The following is a 20,533-nucleotide window of genomic DNA, read 5'->3' as shown; positions in this document are numbered from 1 at the left end:
ATGTCGCTGACCTGAACCGACGGATCGACAAGAGGCTCCGATGAACAACGAAGAGAAGCTTCTCGACTACCTCAAGCGCGTGACCGCCGACCTGCACCACACCCGCGAACGGCTGCGCGCGCTGGAGACGGCCGAACGGGAACCCGTCGCGGTCGTCGCCATGAGCTGCCGCTACCCGGGAGGCGTCGCCTCGCCCGACGACCTGTGGCGGCTCCTCGCCGAGGAGCGCGACGCGATCGGCCCGTTCCCCACCGACCGCGGCTGGGACCTGGCGGCCCTCCACGACGCCGACCCCGGCAGCTCCGGCACCAGCTACGTGCACGAGGGCGGATTCGTCGACGACGTCGGCGCGTTCGACGCCGCCCTGTTCGGCATCTCGCCCCGCGAGGCGCTCGCCATGGACCCCCAGCAGCGGCTGGTGCTCGAACTCGCCTGGGAGGCCATGGAACGCGGCGGGATCTCCCCCGACTCGCTCCACGGCGGGCAGGTCGGGGTGTTCGTCGGCAGCGGCGGCCAGGACTACTACGAGGACCTGTCCCGGCCGGCCGGAACCCGAGCCGTCGAGGACTACCTGAGCACCGGCAACGCGGCCTCCGTGCTCTCCGGCCGGGTGGCCTACGCCTTCGGCCTCGAAGGCCCGGCCGTCACCGTCGACACCGCCTGCTCGTCCTCCCTCGTCGCCCTGCACCTCGCCGGGCGGGCGCTCCAGCGCCGCGAGTGCTCACTCGCCCTGGCCGGCGGCGTGACGGTGATGTCCGCCCCAGGGCCCTTCGTCGCGTTCAGCAGACAACGCGGCCTCGCGCCCGACGGCCGCTGCAAGGCCTTCTCGGACGACGCGGACGGCACCGGCTGGGCCGAGGGCGCCGGCCTGCTGCTGCTCGAACGGCTGTCCGACGCCCGCCGTCAAGGGCACCCCGTCCTGGCCGTCATCCGCGGCTCGGCCGTCAACTCCGACGGCGCGTCCAACGGCCTGACGGCCCCCAACGGGCCCGCGCAGCAACGCGTCATCCGCCGGGCGCTGGCCGACGCCGGACTGGCGGCGGTCGACGTGGACGCCGTCGAGGCGCACGGCACCGGCACGACGCTGGGCGACCCGATCGAGGCGCAGGCGCTGTTGGCCACCTACGGGCAGGAGCGGCCCGCCGACCGCCCGCTGTGGCTCGGCTCCCTCAAGTCCAACATCGGCCACGCGCAGGCCGCCTCCGGGGTGGCGGGCGTCATCAAGATGGTCATGGCGATGCGGCACGGCCTGCTGCCCCGCACCCTGCACGTCTCGGAACCCAGCCGGCAGGTCGGCTGGGCCGAGGGACGGGTCGGACTGCTCACCGCGGCCCGGGAGTGGCCGCGCGACGAACGGCCGCGCCGCGCCGGCGTGTCGTCGTTCGGCGTCAGCGGCACCAACGCCCACCTGATCGTGGAGGAGCCAGAACCCGAACCCGCCGCACCCGCCGACGCCTCCCGGCCGGAGCGGCCGGCCGGCGCCCCGGTGCTGTGGCCGGTCTCCGGCCACACCGTGGACGCGCTGCGCGCCCAGGCCGACCGCCTCCGGGCCCACCTGGAGGAAGGCCCGGCGGCCGACCCGTCCGACATCGGCCGGTCGCTGGCGACCACCCGCGCCGCCCTCGACCACCGCGCCGTGGTGCTCGCCGAGGACACCGCCGACGGCATCGCCGGACTGGCCGCGCTCGCCGCCGACGAGCCGCACCCGGCGGTACCGCGCGGCATCGCGGACGGCGGGTCGACCGCCTTCCTCTTCACCGGGCAGGGCGCCCAGCGGGTGGGCATGGGACGCGAACTCCACTCCAGCTACCCGGCGTTCGCCGAGGCGTTCGACGCGGTGTGCGCCGAGTTCGACGGGCTGCTCGACCGGCCGCTGCGCGAGGTCGTGTTCGGCGCCGACCAGGAGGTGCTCGACCGCACGGAGTTCGCCCAGCCGGCGTTGTTCGCCGTGCAGGTCGCCCTGTTCCGGCTCCTCGACTCCTGGGGGGTGCGGCCCGATCTGCTGCTCGGCCACTCGGTGGGGGAGTTGGCGGCGGCGCACGTGGCTGGCGTGTGGTCGCTGGAGGACGCCTGCGCGCTGGTGGCGGCCCGCGGCCGGCTGATGCAGGCGCTGCCGGCGGGCGGGGCCATGCTCGCGGTCCGAGCCGCCGAGGACGAGATCCGGCCGCTGCTCGGCGAAGGTCTCGACATCGCGGCCGTCAACGGGCCCTCGGCCGTGGTCGTCTCCGGAGCCGGGGAGGCCGTGGCCGCCCTGGAGCGGAAGCTCACGGACCAGGGCCACCGGACGCGCCGGCTGCGGGTCTCGCACGCCTTCCACTCCCCCCTGATGGAGGAGATGCTGGACGACTTCGGACGCGTCGCCAAGTCGGTGACATACGCCGAGCCGACCATCCCGGTCGTCACCCACACGGCCAACGGTCCGGTCGCCGCACACGAGCTGTGCACGCCCGAGCACTGGGTCCGCCACGTCCGCGAGGCCGTCCGCTTCCTCGACGGCATCCGCCGCCTGGAGTCCGAGGGCGTCACCCGGTACGTGGAGATCGGTCCTGACGGCGTGCTCACCGCCCTCGCACGCGACTGCCTGACCGACACGGCGGACACCGCGTTCCGCTGCCCGACGCTGCGCCACGGCCGCGACGAGCACCGGACGCTGCTCACCGCCCTGGCGGGCCTGTTCACCACGGGCGGCGCCCTCGACTGGGAGGCCCTGTACGCCGGGCACGAAGCCCGCCGGGTGCCGCTGCCGACGTACGCCTTCCAACGCCGCCACTACTGGCTCGACGGCCGGACGTGGCGCGACCAGGCGACCGGCGCGGGCCTGGAGACCACCGGCCACCCGCTGCTCGGCGCGGCCGTCTCCCTCGCCGACACCGGCGGCCTCGTCCTCAGCGGCATCCTGTCCACCGGCCGGCACCCGTGGCTGACCCACCACCGGGCCGGCGACGCGGTGACCCTGCCGGGCACCGCGTTCCTTGAACTGGCGATCCACGCCGGCACCCAGGTCGGCTGCCCCCGGGTGGCGGAACTCACCCTGGACGCCCCGCTGGTGCTGCCGGAGCACGGCGGCCTGCGACTACAGGTCGCCGTCGGAGGCGCCGACGACTCGGGCGCCCGCCCACTCACCGTGCACTCGCGGCCCGAGGAGGCAGGCCAGGACGCCGAGTGGACCACCCACGCCAGGGGCGTGCTCGAACCGCCGAGCGCCCGGCCCGCCACCGGGTCCGCCGCCTGGCCGCCCGCCGGCGCCGAACCGATCGACCTCACCGGCCTCTACGCGGAGTTCGAGGACTCGGGACTGCGGTACGGCACCGCCTTCCGTGGCCTGCGCGCCGCCTGGCGCCTCGGCCAGGAGGTCCACGCCGAGGTGTGGCTCCCCGACGAGATGTCCGGCGAGGCGGCGGCCTTCGGACTGCACCCGGCGGCCCTGGACGCCGCCACCCACGCGCTGCGCGCCGGCGGCGACGACGCGGGCGCCGTGGGGCGTGTCGCCTTCTCCTGGACGGGCACCGAACTGCACGCCGCCGGCGCCGCCGCCCTGCGAGTCCGCTTCACCCCCACCGGCGACGACTCGTACGCGATCAGCGTCGCGGACGCCGCGGGCGCCCCGGTGGCCACCATCGGCTCCGCCGTCTTCCGGCCCGTCGCCCCGTCGCGGCTCGCCGCCGCCGGCCGCCCCCCGCTGCATCGGCTCCGCTGGCAGCCGATCGCCACGCACCCCCCGGCCGCGGCGGTACCGGACGCGGTCCTCCACGAGTGCGCCGGCGGCGCCGGCGTGGAAGCGGTGCGCGCGGCCACCCACCAGGCGCTCGCCGCCGTCCAGAGCTGGCTCGGGGACGACGGACACGCCGACGCGACCCTGGTCTTCGTGACCGAGGGCGCCGTCGCCGTTGACGGCGACGGGCCGACGAACCTCGCCGGTGCCGCGGTCTGGGGCCTCATCCGCTCCGCGCAGGCCGAGCATCCCGGGCGGTTCGTCCTGCTCGACGTGGAACCCGGAACCGACGCCGAGCCCCACCTGCCCGACGTCCTCGGCGCGGCCGAGCCCCAACTCGCCGTACGGGGCGGCCGGCTCCACGTCCCACGGCTGGCCCGGGTCCCGGCAGCCCAGGAGCACAGCGAAGAGCCGCCCCGCCTCGACCCGGACGGCACGGTCCTCGTCACCGGCGCCTCCGGTGCGCTCGGCGGTGCCGTCGCCCGCCACCTCGTCGCCGAGCACGGCGTCCGGCACCTGCTGCTGACCAGCCGCCAGGGCCCTGAAGGGGTGGCCGGGCTGGCCGGCGAACTCGCGGCGGCCGGGGCCCGGGTCACGGCCGTGGCCTGCGACCTCGCCGACCCCGCATCGCTCGCCGACGCCCTGGCGGCCGTGCCCGGCGAGCACCCGCTGACCGCGGTCGTCCACGCCGCCGGAGCGCTCGACGACGGCGTGCTGACCTCCCTCACCCCGGACCGCCTGAACGCCGTACTGGCACCGAAGGCGGAGGCCGCGCTCCGGCTCCACGAACTCACCAGGGACCTTGACCTGGCCGCCTTCGTCCTCTTCTCCTCACTCTCCGGACTGCTGGGCGCACCGGGACAGGGCAACTACGCCGCCGCCAACGCCCTCCTCGACGCCCTCGCCGCCCACCGGCAGGCCGCCGGGCTGCCCGCCGTCGCGATCGCCTGGGGATGGTGGGAGCAGGAGGGCGGCATGGCGGACGCCCTGGACGAGACCGACCGCGCACGGCTCTCCCGAGGCGGGGTACTGCCCCTGTCCACCCGCCAGGGCCTGGCCCTCCTCGACGCGGCCCTGGAAACGGCCGATCCCCTGCTCGTCGCCGCCCGGTTCGACCCGTCGGCGCTGCGCGCCCCCGGGGCCGAGACACCCGCGGCGCTGCGCGGACTCGCCGGGGACGGGCCACGGCGCGCCGTGACCGATGGCGTGGCGCGGGGCGCCGCCACGCTCACCGAGGCGCTGCGCGCCACGACGGAGGACGAACGCCCCGCCGCCGTCCTCGACCTCGTCCGCGCCCGGGTGGCCGCCGTCCTGGGGCACGGCTCCCCGACCGACGTCGAACCCGGCAAGGAGTTCCAGCAACTCGGCTTCGACTCGCTGACCGCCGTCGAATTCCGCAACGAACTCAACGCCGCCACCGGGCTGCGGCTGCCCGCCACCCTGGTCTTCGACCACCCGACGCCGGCGGCACTCGCCCGACACCTCCTGGCCCAACTGACCGGAGCCGTCGACGAGACGGCGGCCCCCGCCACCGTGGCCAGGACCGACGACCCGATCGCCATCGTCGGCATGGCGTGCCGGTTCCCCGGCGGCGCACACACCCCCGACGAACTGTGGGCGCTGCTGGCCGAGGGAACCGACGCGATCGGCGAGTTCCCCGCCGATCGCGGCTGGGACCTCGACGGCCTGTACGACCCGGAAGGGCGACGCCCCGACAGCACCTACGTCCGCCAGGGCGGGTTCGTGCACGGCGCCGGCGACTTCGACCCGGGCTTCTTCGGAGTGTCCCCGAAGGAGGCCGCACTCCTCGACCCACAGCAGCGGCTGCTGCTCGAGACGTCCTGGGAGGCCCTGGAGCGCGGCGGCATCGACCCCCTGACGCTGCGCGGCAGCGCCACTGGTGTCTATGCCGGAGTCCAGTACCACGACTACGTGGGCAGCAACAGCACCGGAGCCGTCGTCTCCGGACGCGTCGCGTACAGCCTCGGACTCGAAGGCCCGGCGGTGTCGGTGGACACCGCCTGCTCCTCCTCCCTGGTCGCCACGCACCTGGCCGCACGGGCCCTGCGGGCGGGGGAGTGCTCCCTCGCGCTCGCGGGCGGCGTGACCGTGATGGCCACCCCGGAGACCTTCGTCGAGTTCAGCCGGCAGCGTGGGTTGGCCGCCGACGGGCGGTGCAAGGCGTTCTCGGCCTCGGCCGACGGCACCGCCTGGTCGGAGGGCGTGGGTGTGTTGGTGTTGGAGCGGTTGTCGGACGCGCGGCGGAACGGGCGTCGGGTGCTGGGGGTGGTGCGTGGTTCGGCGGTGAACCAGGACGGCGCGTCCAACGGCCTGGCCGCGCCGAATGGTCCGGCGCAGCAGCGGGTGATTCGGGCGGCGTTGGCGGATGCGGGGTTGGCGGCGTCCGAGGTGGACGCGGTGGAGGGGCATGGGACGGGGACGCGTCTTGGTGATCCGATCGAGGCGCAGGCGTTGTTGGCCACGTACGGGCAGGGGCGTGAGGGTGGGCGTCCGCTGTGGCTGGGATCGGTGAAGTCGAACATCGGGCACACGCAGGCGGCGGCGGGTGTGGCGGGTGTGATCAAGATGGTGATGGCGATGCGGCACGGGGTGTTGCCGCGCACGCTGCATGTCGACGAGCCCACGCCCGAGGTGGACTGGTCTGCGGGGAACGTCAAGGTCCTCACGGAGGCCGTGTCCTGGGAGGCCGGCGACTCTCCCCGTCGGGCAGCGGTCTCCTCGTTCGGCGTCAGTGGAACCAACGCCCACCTGATCATCGAGGAGTACGAGGACATGCCGAGCCCCGTCGCGGCCCCACGGGCCGGGGCGACCTCCGGGCCCCTCCTCTGGCCGCTCTCGGCCCGCACCAGGACGGCGCTGCGCGCCCAGGCCGAGCGCATGCTGGCCCGCCTCGACGAGAACCCGGACCTGGACCTCGCGGACCTCGGATACTCACTGGCGACCACCCGGTCCGTCTTCGACCACCGCGCGGTCCTGCTCGGCACCAGACGGCCGGAGTTCCTGCGTGGACTGATGGCGCTGGCGGATGGTGAGGAGGCGCCGGGTCTGGTCCGGGGCGTGGCGGATGCCGTGGGTGGGACGGCGTTCGTGTTCTCGGGTCAGGGGTCGCAGCGGGTGGGGATGGGGTGGGGGCTGTATGAGGCGTTCCCGGTGTTCGCTGAGGCGTTCGACGAGGTGTGCGCGGCTTTCGGCGGACGGTTGCGTGAGGTGGTCTTTGAGGACGGGGAGGCGCTGGATCGTACGGAGTTCGCGCAGCCGGGGTTGTTCGCGGTGCAGGTGGCGTTGTTCCGGTTGTTGGAGTCGTGGGGTGTGCGGCCTGATGTGGTGGTGGGTCATTCGATCGGGGAGTTGGCGGCGGCGTATGTGGCTGGGGTGTGGTCGCTGGAGGATGCGTGTGCGTTGGTGGCGGCTCGCGGCCGGTTGATGCAGGCGTTGCCGGCGGGTGGGGCGATGCTCGCGGTGGCGGCTTCCGAGGAGGAGGTCCTGCCGCTGCTCGGCGACGGGTTGGACCTGGCGGCCGTCAACGGTCCCTCGTCGGTGGTCGTCTCCGGTGACGCGGAGGCGCTGGCTCTCTTGGAACGGGAGTTGGCGGACCGCAGGACGCGGCGGCTTCGGGTGTCGCACGCTTTCCATTCGGCGTTGATGGAGCCGATGTTGGAGGAGCTCCGGGCGGTGGCCGAGGGGCTGACGTACCAGGAGCCGCGTGTCGGCATCGTCTCGACGGTGACCGGTGGAACTGCGGAGTGGTGTGATCCGGGGTACTGGGTGTCGCAGGTGCGGCGGCCGGTGCGGTTCGCCGACGCCATCCGGACCGTAGCGGCTCAGGGCGTGGGCCGGTTCGTCGAGATCGGCCCGGACGCCACCTGCACGGCCATGGCCGAGGCGTGCCTGCCCGACGCCGACGGTGGCGTGTTGACGCCGACCCTGCGCCGGGATCGGGAGGAGCCCCGCGCTTTGGCCGAGGCAGTGGCCCAACTCCACGTCCACGGCACGGAACCGGACTGGGAGGCGCTGTTCGCCGGCACCGGAGCCCGCCGGACCGACCTGCCCACCTACCCCTTCCAGCACAGGCGGTACTGGGTGGACAGCACCAACGGCGCCGCCGCCGTCGGGGCCCCCGACCACCGGCTGCTTGGGCCGGCGGTCGAACTCGCCGACTCCGAGGGGCTGTTGTTCACCGGCAGGCTCTCGACGGGCAGCCTCCCGTGGCTGGCCGACCACCGGCCGGGCGGCCGGATCCTGTTCCCCGGCACCGGCATGGTGGAGATGGCCGTACACGCCGGTGAGTCGGCCGGCTGCCCGCGTCTGGAGGAGCTCACTCACGAGGCACCGCTGGTGATACCGCCGCGCTCCGGAGTGCGTGTGCAGTGCACGCTGTCCGCTCCTGACGGTGCCGGCACCCGGCGGTTCAGCCTGCATTCGCGTCCCGAGGGGGCGTCGGACGGCCGGCCCTGGACCCGGCACGCGACCGGTGTGCTGGGCCCGGCCGGGGCGCGCCCGTCCTTCGACCTGTCCGCCTGGCCACCGGCGGGGGCCGAACAGGTGCCCCTGGACGGCGTGTACGAGGATCTCGCGGGTCGTGGTCTCGACTACGGCCCCGCCTTCCGTGGCCTGCGGGCCGCCTGGAAGCGCGGGGACGAGGTCTACGCCGAGATCGTCGCGGCGGAGGACCGGCCCGAGCGGGCGGAGGCGGAGCACTACGGGCTGCACCCCGCGCTGTTCGACGCGGCCCTGCACACGATCGGCATCGGCGCGCCGGAGGCGACCTCCGGTGGGGCCGCGCTGCCCTTCAGCTGGGAGCGGGTCGAACTGCACGCCGTGGGCGCGAGCGTGCTGCGGGTCCGGGTGCGCCGCCCCGGCGTCGGCCAGGTCGCGCTCGACCTGGCCGACGGGGCCGGGCGGCCGGTGGCCACCGTCGGCTCGCTGGTGCTGCGACCGATGGTGGACCAGGAGCCCGGGCCGGAGCACGCCCCCACCGTCGACTCGCTCTTCCGGACCGAATGGCGCCCGCTGCCCGTCGGCGAGGCCACGGCCCCCGGCCGCCGCACCGTGCTGGGCGAGGACCGCTGGGGCCTCGCCGAGGCATGCGGCGCGTCGGTCGTGCCGGACGTGGCGGCGGCGGCCGGCAGCGACATCGTGCTCCTGCCCTGCGGCGGCGACGACCGGCCGGTGGGGGAGGAGGTGCGCCGCGTTCTCGGCCTGCTGCGGTCCTGGCTCGCCGACGAGCGGGGCGCCACCGGGAGGCTGGTCGTCGTCACCCGCCGGGCCGTGTCCGTCGACGGAGCCGAGGTGGCCGACCTGGCCGGCGCCGCCGTGGGGGGCCTCGTGCGGTCCGCCCAGGCCGAGCATCCCGAGCGGATCGTGCTCGTCGACCTCGGCACCGAGGACGTGGCCGCCGCGGGCGCCCTGCTGTGCGGATTGCCCCCGGCGGTGACCGCGGCCGAGCCCCAACTGGTCCTGCGCGGTGGCGGCTTCAGGGTGCCACGGCTGGTCGGGGCGACCGTGTCGGGCACCGCGGCCGGACCGTCCTGGGACCCCGAGGGCACGGTGCTGGTCACGGGCGCGACAGGTGCGCTCGGCAGGCTGGTCGCCCGGCACCTGGTGGTCAGGCACGGCGTGCGGCGGCTGCTGTTGGCCGGACGCCGAGGCCCGGACGCGCCCGGCGCGGCCGAACTCTGCGCGGAGCTCACCGGGCGGGGCGCCACGGTCTCACTGGTCGCGTGCGACGTCGCCGACCCGGACGCGGCCGCCGCCATGCTGGCGGCGATACCCGCCCAACACCCGCTGGCGGCCGTGGTGCACGCCGCCGGCGTGCTCGACGACGCGACGGTGTCCTCGCTGACCCCCGAGCGTCTGGACCGGGTCCTGCGGCCCAAGGTGGACGCGGCCCTCGTCCTCGACCGGCTCACCAGGGACATGGACCTGTCGGCGTTCGTCCTGTTCTCCTCGGCCGCCGGGGTGCTCGGCTCGCCGGGCCAGGGCGGCTACGCCGCCGCCAACGCCTTCCTCGACGCCCTGGCCACCCGGCGCCGGGGGGCGGGGCGCGCCGCGACCTCACTCGCCTGGGGCCTGTGGGACACCGGCGGCGACGGCATGGGGGCCGGGCTCGGCGAGGCGGACGTCCGGCGCGTCGCGACCGGCGGAATCGGCGTGCTCACCCCCGAGGAGGGGCTGGCCCTGTTCGACCGCGCGCTCGCCACCGACGAGGCCGTCCTGCTGCCCCTGCGCCTCGCCCCGGACGCGCGGGCCGCCGGCGAGGCCGGCGACCTGCCGGCGCCGTTGCGTGAACTGGTGCGCCCGGCACCGCGCAGGGCCGCGCAGGACGCGCCTGAGGACTCCGTCGGCGCGCTGCGCGACCGGCTCGCGCACGCCCCGGCGCACAAGCGGCTGCCGATGCTGCTCGACCTCGTGCGGACCCACGCGGCGGCGCTGCTCGGGCACGAGGGGCGCGAAGCCGTCGAGCCGGACCGGGCGTTCAGCGAGCTCGGCTTCGACTCGCTGACCGCGGTCGGCTTCCGCAACAAGCTGACCCTCGTCACCGGCTTGCGGCTGCCGGCGAGCGTGGTCTTCGACCACCCGAGCCCGCGGGCCCTCGCCGCCCACCTGCACGCGGAGCTGGCGCCTGAGCCGGCGGACACCGAGGCGGGCGAGGGCGTCGGGCGCCCCCCGACCGACGAGGAGATCCGCCGGCTGCTGACGGCCGTACCGCCGGCCAGGCTGCGCGACAGCGGGCTGCTCGACGCCCTGCGGGCGCTCACCGGTCCCGAGGGGTCCGGGGACCCGGCGGCCGAGACGCGTGCGAGCGGCGCGATCGACGAGATCGACGCGCTCAGCGCCGAGGATCTCATCGCGCGCGCGATGGGCGGCGAGTAGCAGGCGAGCGGAAGCGGGGCCGGCACCGGCCCCTACGGGGCCCGTAGGGGTTGGTGCCGGGATTCTCCGCTGGCTAGACAGGGTGGCGCGGTAGGACCGAACGGGAGGCGAGGATGGCGGTCGCGGCGACAGCCAAGGGCTGGCTGCCCTTCGGGGAGTTCCGGACGTGGTACCGGGTGACCGGCGCGACGGGTGGCGGGCGGCCGGCCGTCGTCGCCGTGCACGGTGGCCCCGGCAGCACCCACGACTACCTGCTCGGCCTGTGCGCCCTCGCCGACGAGGGCTGGCCGGTGATCCACTACGACCAACTCGGCAACGGCGGGTCGACCCGGCTGCCGGACCGCGGCGCCGACTTCTGGACCGTCGAACTGTTCCTCGCCGAACTCGACAACCTGCTCCGCGGCCTGGGCGTCGCCGACGACTACGTGCTGTTCGGCCAGTCCTGGGGCGGCATGCTGGCGGCCCGGCACGCCGCGTTCCGCCCGCCCGGCCTGCGCGGTCTCGTCATCGCCAACGCGCCGGCCTCGTACGTGCTGTGGCGCGCCGAGATGGAGAGGCTGCGGGCCGACCTGCCGCCGGAGGTCGACGCGACGCTGCGCCGCCACGAGGCGGCGGGCACCACCGACACCGACGAGTACTTCCGTGCCATGCGGGTCTTCTACGACCGGCACGTGTGCCGGATCGTGCCCTGGCCGCGTGACTACCAGGCGTCGTTCCTGGAGACGGCGACCAACCCCACCGTCTACTCGGTGATGAACGGACCGAGCGAGTTCCACGTCACCGGAACGCTGAAGGACTGGTCGGTCGAGGAGTTCCTGCCCGACATCGAGGTGCCGACGCTGGTCGTCTCGGGGCGACACGACGAGGCCACGCCCGCCACGGTCAGGCCCTACCGGGAACTCGTCCCCCGGGCCCGCTGGGAAGTGTTCGAGGAGTCGAGCCACCTGCCACACCTGGAGGAGCCGGAGAACTTCCAGGCCGTCCTCGTCGACTACCTGCGGAGCCTCGGCGGCGCCGAGCGGAAAGGGCAGTGACCCATGGAGAACGCGACGCGACCCGGCACCGCGATGGTCTTCCCCGGCATGGGGCCGGCACGGTTCGCGGACGTCGGGAAGTTCATGCTGCTCAACCCCCGGGCGCGCCGGCTGGTCGCGGCCGCCGACGCCCGGCTCGGCTACTCCCTCGTCGACCGCTTCCGCGAGACGCCGGGGGACTACTCCGAGTACGCCCAGGTGGCGTTCCTGGTGAACTGCCTCGCGCTGGCCGAATGGGCGGAGCGCGAACTGGGGGTCGCGCCCGAGGTGTGCGTCGGGGCCAGTTTCGGCGTCAAGACGGCCATCGCCCACGCGGGGGCCCTGCCCTTCGAGGACGCCGTGTGGATGACCGCCGCGCTGGCACGCCGCGTGGCGGAGTACTTCGCCACCGAGCACCAGGACGTGGTTACGCACTCCTTCGTGCGCACCCCGGGCGAGCGGGTGAGCGAGGCGCTGGGGGAGCTGCGTGGCCGCGGCGAGTGGTGCGACGTCTCCTGCCACGTCGACCACGACTTCTACATGGTGACGCTGCGCGAACGCAACGTGGAGTGGCTGGACCGGAAGGTCCGGGCGATGGGCGGCCTCACCCTGTACACCATGCGGCCCCCGATGCACTCGCCGGCGTTCGACGGGCTGCGCCGCGCGGCCGAGGAGGAGGTGCTGGCCGAACTGGACTTCGCCGACCCGACGCTGCCGCTGGTGGCCGACCACGACGGCAGAGTCGTGCGGTCCGCCGAGGAGGTACGCGCCATGCTGCTGGACGGCTTCGTCCGGCCGCTGCGCTGGCCGACCGTCGTGGCCGCGCTGCGCGACCTGGGCATCGGCACGGTGTGCGTGGCCGGCCAGGACAGCCTGTTCTCCAGGGTGGCGTGCACCAGGGAGAACTTCGAGGTCGTCGCCGCGGGGCCGCAGCTCGCGCTGCGGCCCAGACGGCGCGGTGCGGGCGTGCCGTGACGGCCTGGTTCGCCTAGTTCGTGGTCTGCAGGGACGCGTCGAGGGCCCGCCACAGCGATCCCGCGGTCTCGAAGGTCTCCAGCGTCAGCGCGTCCTCCGCGAGCCGGGTCCCGTAGAAACCCTCGATCGCCGAGAGCAGTTCCACCATGGCGAGCGAGTCGAGACCGTAATCGCGGAGATTCGTCTCCGATTCCAGCTCTTCGTCGTCCGACAGGAAGGGGAGGTGTCTCCGCAGAATCTCCTCGTACGAGTTGTCCCACATATCAGCTCCCTGAATCACGAGTCGCCGCGCGGAATGCGAAGCCGGATCGCTCGGCTCAGCACCGTACCGGCGAGGTCAAGAGCGGATCGACCCGAACCGACCCCTAGAAACCCCCGCACCGCAGCGAAGAGCGAGGATATGAACACGGACACCGGGCCCGCCCTGTACGCGCGTTTCCTGCGAGGTCTCGAACGCTCCCCGGATGTGCCGGCGTTCGAGGTCGGGGCGGAGGCGCCGAGCTACGCGCAGACCCACCGGCGGGCCCTGCTGTGGGCCGGGGCGCTGGCCCGGGCCGGGGCCCGCACCGTAGGGGTGCTGGCTGGCAAGGGAACGACCGCCTACACCGGCGTCCTGGCCGCGCTGTACGCCGGCGCCGCCGTGGTGCCGCTGCGGCCCGACTTCCCACCGGACCGCACCCGGCGGATGCTCGCCGCCTCGGGCGCCACCGCCGTGGTGGCCGACCGCGCCGGGGCGGCGGCGCTGCCCGGGCTGACGGCCGGCGGCGCCCCCGTCGACGTCCTCGCTCCCGACGGCGGACCGGGGACGCTCGCGCCGGAACCCGGCCACGCCCTGCCCCGGCCGCGCCCGGTGGGGTCGGAGGACCCGGCGTTCCTGCTGTTCACGTCCGGATCGACCGGGCGCCCCAAGGGCGTGACCGTCACCCACGGTGGCACCGACCACTACTTCCGACTGCTGGACGAGCGCTACGACTTCGGCCCCGGCGACGTCTTCTCGCAGACCTTCGACCTGAACTTCGACTGCGCGCTGTTCGACATGTTCTGCGCCTGGGGCGTCGGCGCCCGGCTGGTGGCCGTGCCCCCCGCGGCGTACCGCGACCTGCCGGCCTTCCTCGCCGAACGCCGCGTCACCGTGTGGTTCTCCACCCCCAGCGCCATCGGCCTGGTCCGCAGGACCGGTCGGCTCGGCGCCGCCACCATGCCGGGACTGCGCTGGAGCTTCTTCGCCGGCGAGGCGCTGCAGTGTGGCGACGCCGCCGACTGGGAACGCGCCGCCCCCGCCTCGGCGCTGGAGAACCTGTACGGGCCGACGGAACTGACCGTCACCGTGACCGCGCACCGCTGGGCCGCCGACGTCTCGCCCCACCGGGCCGTCAACGGCGTGGTGCCCGTCGGGACCCCGCACCCGGGCCACGACATCGTGCTGCTCGACGAGGAGGGGCGCCCCACCACCGAGGAGGGGGAGCTGTGCGTGACCGGCCCCCAGCTCACCCCCGGCTACCTCGACCCGGACGACGGGCGTGACCGCTTCCTGCGCCTCGACTCCCGGGTCTGGTACCGCACCGGCGACCGGGTGCGGCGGCTGGCCGACGGCGAACTCCTCTACCTGGGAAGGCTGGACGCCCAGGTCCAGGTGCACGGCCTGCGGGTCGAACTCGCCGAGGTCGACCACGCGCTGCGGGCCTGCCCGGGCGTGGAGGAGGCCGCGACGGTGGGCGTCACGACCGACTCCGGCACCGGGCTCTTCGCGTTCTACACGGGCACCCCCGTGCCGCCCAGCGAGCTGGCCCGCGGCCTGCGCCGCACCCTGCCGGAGGCGGTGATCCCGCGTCACTACCAACACGTGGACGCGCTCCCGCTCAATCCCAACCGGAAGGTCGACAGGTCCGGGCTCGCCACCAGGGCCGGAGAGGTCCTGGCCCGCCGTGGCCGGGCCGTTCCGGAATCGTCCACACAATAGAGGCCGCTAGGGGTGGGGCCCCGGCTTTGTGGTCCGGTAGCTTCCGGATCGCCGGGAAAACAGGCCGGGAAACACCGGGGAACTTCTCCGCCGGTGATTTTCGGTGATTCCCGGCGAGTCGACATGTGGGCGCATATTCGCCAGGCAGGCTGGAGCGCGGCAATGGACGTGGAGAACGTACCTCGGCACGATCAGCTCATTCACACACTGCTCGACGAGGCGGCGGCCGAATTCCCTTCGTCCGCGGCGGTGCGGGACGCGGGCGGGGTGTGGGACTACACGACGCTGGCCGAGTACAGCCACGGTGTCGAAGCCTGGTTGCGGGACCGGGGCGTCGGCCCCGGAGACCGCGTGGTGGCCCGCCTGCCGACCACCCGCGAACTCGTCGCCCTCTTCTACGGCGTCTCCCGCCGCGGCGCCGTCTTCGTTCCGCTCAACCCCGGGATGAAGGCGTTCCACCTGCGCTCGGTCGTGGAGAACGCCGAACCCCGGCTGGTGATCGTCTCCGACGAGGCCGTCGACACGGTGCGGGCCCTCACCACCGTGCCCGTGCACGGCATCGGCCCGACGTGGGGCGAGGTCGAGGAGCACCGCGCCCTGGGTGCCCGTGCCGAGCCGGTCGGGACCGGTCCCGAGGACATCGCGGTCCTCGTCTACACGTCCGGCAGCACCGCCACCCCCAAGGGCGTGATCGGGCCGCACGGCCGGGTCACCTTCGCGGCGGCCGCCATCAACGCCGAACTCGGCTACCGCCACGACGACGTGGTGTTCTGCCGCTTCCCGATGTCCTGGGACTACGGCCTGTACAAGGTGCTGCTGTCCTGCCTGGGACGCTCCGAGATCGTCCTCGCCGACGGCGAGGGGGACCTGGTCCTGCTCCGCCGCATGCGGGAGGTCGGCGCCACCATCGTGCCGATCGTCCCCTCACTGGCCACGATGATCGTCACCCTGGCCGAGCGGTCGGCCGAACCCGCCGCCCCGGTACGGATGTTCACCAACACCGGGGCCGCGCTGCCCCGCACCACCATCGACCGGCTGCGCGCCGCGTTCCCCGGGGCCCACGTGGTCCGCCAGTTCGGGCAGACCGAGTGCAAGCGGGTCTCCATCATGCCGCCGGGCGAGGAACACCAGCGCCCCGACTCGGTCGGCCGCCCACTGCCCGGCACCCGGGTGCTGATCCTGGACGAGGAGGGGCGGGAGCTGCCGACCGGCGCCACCGGCGAGATCGTGGTGACCGGCCCCCACGTCATGCCCGGCTACTGGCGCGCGCCCGAACTGACCGCACGCGCCTTCCGGCCCGGACCCGACGGCGAACCACGCCTGCACACGGGGGACTTCGGCCGGCTCGACGAGGACGGCTACCTCTACTTCGAGGGCCGCCGCGACGACATGTTCAAGCGCAGGGGCATCCGGATGAGCACCCTGGAGATCGAGGCGGCCGCCATGGACATCCCCGGAGTCCGCGCCGCCGGGGCCATACCGCCGGTCGAGGGCCGCGACCTCGCGCTGTGCGTGGAGACCGACCTCGCGCCGCACACCGTGCTGAGGGAACTCGCGAAGCGCCTGGAGCCCGCGAAGGTACCCGCCGTCTGCCACGTGGTCGACGCCTTCCCGCTCACCGCCCACGGCAAGAACGCCGTCAGGGAACTCCTCCCGCTCCTGGAAGGTACCGAGGCTTGAGCACGCACGCCGAGCTGGCCGAGCGTCACGGCACCCCGCTCTACGTCTACGACCTGGACCGGGTGGACGCCGCCCGCCGGGAGCTGTTCGAGGCGCTGCCGCCGGGGGTCGACCTCTACTACGCGCTCAAGGCCAACCCCCACCCCGACCTGCTCCGCGCGCTGCGTGACGGCCCGGGCCGGCCCTGCCGGGCGGAGATCAGCTCCGTCGGGGAGCTGGCCGCGGCGCTGGCCGCCGGGTGCCCCGCCGACCAGTGCCTCTACACCGGCCCGGGAAAGACCGACACCGAACTCGACCAGGCCCTGGCCGCCGGGGTCCGCCTGTTCTCCGCCGAGTCCCCCGGCGACCTGCGGCGCGTCGGCGCGCACGCCACCCGGCACGGCGTCACGGCCGACTGCCTGCTCCGCGTCAACGCCGCCACCGGGACCGCCACCACCAGCATCAGGATGACCGGCCGGCCCTCCCAGTTCGGCATGGACAGCGAGACCCTGCCCGGCCTGATGCCGGAGCTGCTCGCCGTGCCCGGCACCCGGATCGTCGGCGCGCACCTGTTCACCATGAGCAACGCCAAGGACCAGGCGGGGCTCTTCGCGGAGTTGGAACACGCCGTCGAGCTGGCGACCCGGCTGGCGCACGAGGCCGGCCTGCCCCTGGAGTACCTGGACATCGGCGGCGGCTTCGCCGCCCCGTACGCCGTGCCGGGCCGGCGGGACCGGTACCCGCGGCTCAGGGCCGGTCTCGAGCGACTGCTCGACGAACGGCTGCCGTGCTGGCGCGACGGCACCCCCCGCGTCGCCTGCGAGTCGGGCCGCTACCTGGTGGGCGACAGCGGAACGCTGCTGACGCGCGTCGTCAACATCAAGGAGAGCCGGGGCAGCACCTTCGTCATCCTGGACGCCGGGATCAACGCGGTCGGCGGACTCTCGGGACTCGGCCGGCTGTTGCCGGCCGCGGTGGGCGTCGAGGGCCCGGTGGGCGACCTGCGGGCGAGCCTGGTCGGCCCGCTGTGCACCCCCGGCGACACCCTGGCGCGCGACGTTCCGCTGCCCGCCCTGGAGCCGGGCGACGTCGTCGCCGTCCCCAACGTCGGCGCCTACGGCGTCACGGCCAGCCTGATGGGCTTCCTCAGCCGGCCCGCCCCCACCGAGGTGGTGGTCCGCGCCGGCGAGGTGGTGTCGGTGTCCCGTCTCGAACCGCGCCGGGTCCACGAGCCGGTGAAGGCGGCAGTGGGGTGACCGGCCCGTACCGCCTCGACCAGCGCGGCCCCGCACCACCGGCGCCCCCGCACGGCCGCGACGGCCGCGACGGCCGGACCGTGATCGTCAGCAGCCTGGCGTCCGACGCGCACACCTGGAACCTGGTCTTCCTGCAACTGCTCATCGAGGAACTCGGCTACGACGTCGTGAACCTGGGCGCCTGCGTGCCCGACGAGCTGCTGCTGTCCGAGACGCTCGACCGGCGGCCCCGCCTGGTCGTCATCAGCAGCCTCAACGGCCACGGCTACCAGGACGGGATGCGGGTCATCGGCAGGCTGCGCGCCCACCCGGCGCTCACCGACACGCCCGTCGTGATCGGCGGCAAGCTCGGCGTCCTCGGAGCGGAGGGCCGCTCCCACGTCGACGACCTGCTCGCGGCGGGCTTCGACGCGGTCTTCGACGACGACGCGGAGAGCGTCGCCGTGTTCCGCTCCTTCGCCGCCGCGCTGTCCGGGGGTACGGCCCGTGAACCTGGGTGAGTTCGTCCGCGAGTGCCACCGGCGAGGCACGCTGGTCGTGCAGCCCAGGATGGGGTACGCCGACCCGGCCCGGATGCGCGCGGGGCTGCTCGCCACCAGGGGCGCCGACGCCACCACGGTCGGCACCATCACCGTCGACAGCTACACGAGGACCGGGGACCTGGAGTCCGCCGGCCGCGCGCTGCGCGAGGGCACCGGACTCAACGGCTACCCCCTGGTCACCCACGAGCCCTCGACCACCCGCCGGGTCCTGGCTGGCCTGCCGCCCGAGGAGTTCCCCGTCCAGGTCCGGCACGGCTCCGGCCGCCCCCAGGCCATCGTGCGGGCCCTCACCGCCGCGCTCCTGCACGCCACGGAGGGCGGCCCGGTCTCCTACTGCCTGCCCTACGGCCGCACCCCGCTGGCCGAGTCCGTGCGGAACTGGGCCCACGCCTGCGAACTGCTGCTGAAGGGCTGCGACTTCGGCGTGGAAGCCCATCTGGAGACCTTCGGCGGCTGCATGATGGGCCAGCTGTGCCCGCCGAGTCAGCTCGTCGCGCTCAGCGTCCTGGAGGCGTTGTTCTTCGAGCAACACGGGCTGCGCAGCATCTCCCTCAGCTACGCCCAGGGGACCAGCCAGGAACAGGACCGGGAGGCCGTCGCCGCCCTGCGCGCGCTCAGCGCCGAGCTGCTGTCCCCGGCGGTGGACTGGCACGTCGTCGTCTACACCTACATGGGCCTCTACCCGAGGACCGCCCAGGGGGCGTTCGCGCTCCTCGCCCGGGCCGCCCGGCTCGCCGTGGACACCGGCTCGGAGCGGCTCATCGTCAAGACCGCCGCCGAGGCCCACCGCATCCCCACCATCGTCGAGAACGTGGCCGCGCTCGAACACGCCGCCGCGACCGCCGAGGCCGTTCCGCGCCCGGCCGTCCCGCCCGCCGGCACCGACAGCCAGACCCACCGCGAGGCCCGCGCGCTGATCGACGCCGTGCTCGACTGCCACCCCGACATCGGGCGAGCCCTGGTCGAGGCGTTCCGCCGCGGCATCCTCGACATCCCCTACTGCGTCCACCCGGACAACGCCGGCCGCAGCCGCGGCTACATCGACGCCGAAGGACGCCTCGGCTGGGCCGACATCGGCTCCCTGCCGCTCGCCGGCGTCACCGAGACGCGCCGCGCCCGCCCGGTCGGCTCCGCCGAACTGATGCGGGCGCTCTCCCACGTCCAGCACACGTACGACGCGGAGGCGCTCGAGCACCGCGCGAGCCGTCCGGTGGACGCCCGCCGGCGCACGGTCCCCGAGGAGGAGCCGCTATGACGACCAGCAGCGAAGTCCGCAGCTACCCCTTCGAGATGCACGACATCGGCATCTCCCCCCTGTACGCGCGGCTCCGGGCCGAGGAGCCGCTGAGCCGCGTCGCGCTGCCCTACGGAGAACCCGCCTGGCTCGCCACCCGGCACGCCGACGTCAAACTCGTGCTGACCGACCCGCGGTTCAGCCGCGCCGTCGCCCAGGGCCTCGACCAGCCGCGGCTCCGCAGGGAGTTGACCGGCGACGGCATCATGGGCATGGACCCGCCGGACCACACCAGGCTGCGCCGGCTCGCCGGCAAGGCGTTCACCGCGCGCCGCGTCGAGCGGATGCGGTCCTCCATCAGGGAGTTGAGCCACCGGCTGATCGACCGCATGGAGGCCGCCGGACGGACGGCCGACCTCGTCGAGGACTTCGCCACCCCGCTGCCCGTCACCGTCATCTGCGACCTGCTCGGGGTGCCCGTCGAGGACCACCACGTCTTCCGGGAGTGGACCGCGGGCCTCACCGACGACTCCACCGCCAGGGGCGACGTGCTGTACGAGGTCGGCGGCAAGCTCGAGGAGTACATGGCAGGACTCGTCGCCCAGCGCCGGGAGGAGCCCACCGACGACCTGCTCGGCGCGCTCGTCTACGCCCGGGACAACGGCGACCGGCTCACCGAGGACGAGCTGATCTCCATCGCCGGCGCCGGACTCCTCACCGGCGGCGTGGAGACCGTCTCCTCCGCCCTGCCCAGCTTCGTCTTCACCCTGCTCACCCACCCGGAACAGCTCACCCGGCTGCGCCGGGAACCCGAGCTGCTGCCCCGCGCCGTCGAGGAACTGCTGCGCTACGTGCCCATCAACACCGCGGCCATGTTCGCCCGTTACGCCCTGGAGGCCGTGTCCTTCGGCGACACCGTGGTACGGGCCGGCGACCCGGTACTGGCCGCGCTGCACGCGGCCAACCGCGACCCCGAGGTCTTCGAGGACCCCGAGCGCCTCGACCTCGGCCGCGAACACAACCCCCATGTCACGTTCGGACACGGCCCGCACCACTGCATCGGCGCCCAACTCGCCCGCCTCGAACTCCAGGAGGCGCTGAAGGCACTCCTGGAGCGCTTCCCCGAGCTCCGGTTCGCCGAAGGACCGGAGGACGTGGAGTGGAAGTACGGGGTGATCGTGCGCGGCCCCTCCCGCCTGCACATCTCCTGGTGAACACCCCGAGCACCCGACGGCGACCACGACGACCGGGCGTGCCCGCCCGACCATCTGCCTGCCAGACCAGTGGA

At 74.3% G+C, this 20,533-nt stretch carries 10 protein-coding genes; 9 read left to right on the top strand and 1 reads right to left on the bottom strand.

Features of this window, described 5'->3' with window-relative positions:
* Window positions 1-40: 40 nt before the first annotated feature.
* The 3 genes from ACFWI8_RS28280 (at window position 41) to ACFWI8_RS28270 (ending at window position 12,594) form a co-directional block, all read left to right on the top strand.
* Entirely contained in the window at window positions 41-10,606 is a 10,566-nt protein-coding gene (locus tag ACFWI8_RS28280) for an SDR family NAD(P)-dependent oxidoreductase (RefSeq protein ID WP_387097148.1), read from the top strand.
* Between the two features lie 113 nt (window positions 10,607-10,719).
* Entirely contained in the window at window positions 10,720-11,640 is a 921-nt protein-coding gene (locus ACFWI8_RS28275) for a proline iminopeptidase-family hydrolase (RefSeq protein WP_387097145.1), read from the top strand.
* Between the two features lie 3 nt (window positions 11,641-11,643).
* Window positions 11,644-12,594, top strand: a complete 951-nt coding sequence (locus ACFWI8_RS28270) for an ACP S-malonyltransferase (RefSeq protein ID WP_387097142.1) — start codon at window positions 11,644-11,646, stop codon at window positions 12,592-12,594.
* A 13-nt stretch (window positions 12,595-12,607) separates the two neighbouring features.
* Here the strand turns inward: ACFWI8_RS28270 and ACFWI8_RS28265 are convergent, their stop codons facing one another.
* A complete protein-coding gene (locus tag ACFWI8_RS28265) occupies window positions 12,608-12,856 on the bottom strand; it encodes an acyl carrier protein (protein WP_387097139.1) in 249 nt (82 codons plus the stop codon).
* 138 nt (window positions 12,857-12,994) lie between these two features.
* Here ACFWI8_RS28265 and ACFWI8_RS28260 point away from each other — a divergent pair, with 138 nt between their 5' ends.
* The 6 genes from ACFWI8_RS28260 (at window position 12,995) to ACFWI8_RS28235 (ending at window position 20,459) form a co-directional block, all read left to right on the top strand.
* Window positions 12,995-14,554, top strand: coding sequence for an AMP-binding protein (locus ACFWI8_RS28260; RefSeq protein ID WP_387097136.1), 1,560 nt, complete (start codon window positions 12,995-12,997; stop codon window positions 14,552-14,554).
* Window positions 14,555-14,716: 162 nt separating this feature from the next.
* Window positions 14,717-16,234 carry an AMP-binding protein gene (locus tag ACFWI8_RS28255; protein WP_387097133.1) on the top strand — a complete coding sequence of 506 codons (1,518 nt, stop codon included), beginning with the start codon at window positions 14,717-14,719 and terminating at the stop codon, window positions 16,232-16,234.
* Window positions 16,231-17,469: a type III PLP-dependent enzyme gene (locus ACFWI8_RS28250; protein WP_387097130.1), complete on the top strand. Its 1,239-nt coding sequence runs from the start codon at window positions 16,231-16,233 to the stop codon at window positions 17,467-17,469. Before ACFWI8_RS28255 ends, ACFWI8_RS28250 begins: the two co-directional genes overlap by 4 nt.
* Window positions 17,466-17,969: a cobalamin B12-binding domain-containing protein gene (locus ACFWI8_RS28245; RefSeq protein ID WP_387097128.1), complete on the top strand. Its 504-nt coding sequence runs from the start codon at window positions 17,466-17,468 to the stop codon at window positions 17,967-17,969. The genes ACFWI8_RS28250 and ACFWI8_RS28245 overlap by 4 nt, the downstream gene beginning before the upstream one ends.
* On the top strand, window positions 17,956-19,266 hold the full coding sequence (locus ACFWI8_RS28240) for a methylaspartate mutase (protein WP_387097125.1): 1,311 nt from the start codon (window positions 17,956-17,958) through the stop codon (window positions 19,264-19,266). Before ACFWI8_RS28245 ends, ACFWI8_RS28240 begins: the two co-directional genes overlap by 14 nt.
* Window positions 19,263-20,459 (top strand): cytochrome P450, encoded by a 1,197-nt coding sequence (locus ACFWI8_RS28235; RefSeq protein ID WP_387097122.1) that lies wholly within the window; start codon window positions 19,263-19,265, stop codon window positions 20,457-20,459. The genes ACFWI8_RS28240 and ACFWI8_RS28235 overlap by 4 nt, the downstream gene beginning before the upstream one ends.
* The last annotated feature ends 74 nt before the right edge of the window (window positions 20,460-20,533 follow it).

The sequence above is a fragment of the Streptomyces sp. NPDC127098 genome (genome assembly GCF_042722465.1).
Classification (GTDB): domain Bacteria; phylum Actinomycetota; class Actinomycetes; order Streptomycetales; family Streptomycetaceae; genus Streptomyces; species Streptomyces millisiae.
The sequence above is the reverse complement of the archived record's forward strand: the minus strand, read 5'-3'. Positions and strand labels throughout refer to the sequence as shown.